Raw genomic sequence first — 2,418 nt, forward strand, 5'->3', positions numbered from 1 at the left:
TCTCGGCAGGCTGGATGGCCGAGCACGGCCGTCACGGCAGCCGCGCGGCTCGCGACCCACAGGCACAGGCCGAGCGTGGCGTCGAACGCGAGCGGCGGCCCGTCGACGAGCGCCGCATAGTAGGGATAGGGATCGCGGTGCGTGACCGCTGCGATGGGATCGGTCGGGTTCATGCAGACAGTATCGGTGCAGCGCACCGCCGCATGTTTCGGGCTGACGTGAAATGTCGCGGTGCGTGCGTTGCGCGGGGCCGCATCGCGACGACAGGTGATTGTCAGGCAGCCGAGCGGTAACGATGCGACTGCATGCGCATGCGGACGCGCCCGGCCGAAATCGCGCGCGGCTCGGGCACCACCGTGTCGTGAGGGAACATTTCCTGCCGGAATTCGCCGTTTTCGTCGAACCACTGGCAAATCAGCCAGTCGCCGTCGTCGAATACGACCGGCCCGGCATAAGTGACGGTCATGCGCGGCCCGCCCGTCTTCAGCGTCACGACATCGCCGACACGAAACCTGACGCGTTGATTTTCTCGGTTCGTCATCGCTCTCTCAGCATTCTTATATATCGATATTCCCGGTGGCTTACCAACCGTTCATTCGAACGTGCCGCAGATTATCAATCAAAAAACCGGCCGGCAACTCCCGCGTTCAAAAACATACTGACCGGGGAAATGCAACAATGCGCGGCATCGACGCGCGCGGCGAGCGCCCGATCGCCCGATCCGGCGCGGTTTGTGCGCCGGCGCCGGTCGAACGGGCGGGAATGCGGAGAATAGACGATGTATTTTGCGTCGTCACCGACGTTTAATTCGGACGCGAAATCGGTTGATTATTGTCAATCAACGTTTCGACTGGAAACGATCCCACGATTTACTTACGCTCATTCCCCGAACAAAACCGGCGAATTATCGGGTGACGCAAACCAGCGGTTGATATCGCGCCCGGGCACGGCAGCTTGCGTAAATGTAAACGTGCCGTCCTGCGCCATCTCCTTCGCCGCGCGCAGAAAGGCGCCGAGCGCGGCCCGCGCCAGCGCGCCGCCGACGCTCACGCGCTTCACGCCGAGCGCCGCCAGCGCGTCGAGGCTCAGCAATCCGCCCTGCAGCCCCATCACGACGTTCACGGGCGCGCCGACCGCCTGCGTCACCGCCGCGATGTCGTCCGCATCGGTGATGCCCGGCGCGTACAGCACGTCGGCACCCGCGTCGCGATAGGCGACGAGCCGCGCGATCGTGTCGGCGAGGTCGTGGCGGCCATGCAGGTAGTTTTCGCAGCGCGCGGTCAGCGTGAACCGGAACGGCAGCGCGCGTGCCGCAGCGACGGCCGCCGCGATACGCTCGATCGCCGCTTCGCGCGCGTAGATCGGCGCGTCGGCGCGGCCCGTCGCGTCCTCGATCGAGCCGCCGACCGCACCGGCCTCGGCCGCGAGCCGGATCGTTTCGGCCACCGTGTCGGGTGCGTCGCCGAAGCCGTTCTCCAGATCGGCGCTGACGGGCAGGCCGCCCGCGGCGACGATCTCGCTAATGTGATCGAGCATCGCGTCGCGGTCGATCGCATTGTCGGGTTGCCCTTTCGAAAACGCGTAGCCGGCACTTGTGGTCGCGAGCGCCTCGAAGCCGGCCATCGCGAGCAGGCGCGCGGTGCCGGCGTCCCACGGGTTCGGGATGATGAAGGCGCCGGGGCGCGCATGCAGGGCGCGGAAGGCTTCGGCTTGGCGGGCTTGCAGGTCGGAACGGGGCATCGCGGACTCCGGAAGGAAAGTGACGACTGAGCTTACGCCGGTCGTGCACGCGACGTTTCAGCATTCGCCGAAATGTCGTCGTGCGACTGGAAAAACCGGCGCGCCGGCGGTACGCCAGCAGCCGGCAACGCGCGGGCCGTCGCCGGCCCCTACCTGTCGCCGGCCCACGGTCGTTCAGATCGATGCGGTCGGCCCGCCGTCGATGCCGAGCAACACGTCGGTGACGGCCTCGGAGAAGCGCATCGCGCGACCGTCGATCAGCACGCCGTCCGGATTCGACGGGTCCCGCGCGGCTTGCGGCACGCCGTGCGCGAGCAGCACCCGCGCGCACGCCTCCCAGTCGGACGCGCCGACATGTTCCGGTTCGTTGACGGATGCCCACGACAACGTGCCGAGCGCATCGCTCCCGAACCCGTGCATGTCGCGCCAGCTCGCACCGTGCGCGAGCAGGAACGCCAGCAAGTCCGCGTCGCCGCGGAACACCGCGTGATTCAGCGCACTCGCATCCCAGTCGCCGCCCCGCGCGGCGATCGGCCAGCCCAGTTCGACCATGACCTTCACCGCATCGCCCGAACCCCACGCGGCGGCGTCCGGCAGCAACCGCAGCTGCTCGCCGGACAGCGCGCCGGGCAGTTCGGGATGGCGCGCCTGGATGCGCCGCGCGTCGTCGGCGTCGGC

The 2,418-nt window shown here is 67.7% G+C and carries 3 protein-coding genes and 1 pseudogene; all 4 read right to left on the minus strand.

The features are described 5' to 3' along the window. Positions 1–173, minus strand: a pseudogene (locus tag G3O00_RS41940) (cytochrome P450); the annotation flags it as partial. A 101-nt stretch (positions 174–274) separates the two neighbouring features. Next, entirely contained in the window at positions 275–541 is a 267-nt protein-coding gene (locus tag G3O00_RS41945) for a YodC family protein (RefSeq protein ID WP_011354382.1), read from the minus strand. 338 nt (positions 542–879) lie between these two features. Next, the gene (locus G3O00_RS41950; protein ID WP_206146520.1) at positions 880–1,740 is read right to left on the minus strand and encodes an isocitrate lyase/phosphoenolpyruvate mutase family protein; all 861 of its coding nucleotides are present in this window, start codon (positions 1,738–1,740) and stop codon (positions 880–882) included. 174 nt (positions 1,741–1,914) lie between these two features. Continuing rightward, positions 1,915–2,418: ankyrin repeat domain-containing protein (locus tag G3O00_RS41955; RefSeq protein WP_206146521.1), on the minus strand; the 504-nt coding region annotated here is incomplete at its 5' end.

This window comes from Burkholderia sp. Ac-20384 (assembly GCF_017104605.1).
Lineage (GTDB): Bacteria > Pseudomonadota > Gammaproteobacteria > Burkholderiales > Burkholderiaceae > Burkholderia > Burkholderia lata.

Bases quoted from the DNA above. Each gene is read 5' to 3' on its own strand.
- G3O00_RS41945 (WP_011354382.1), bottom strand. From the start codon at position 541: ATGACGAACCGAGAAAATCAACGCGTCAGGTTTCGTGTCGGCGATGTC.
- G3O00_RS41950 (WP_206146520.1), bottom strand. From the start codon at position 1,740: ATGCCCCGTTCCGACCTGCAAGCCCGCCAAGCCGAAGCCTTCCGCGCC.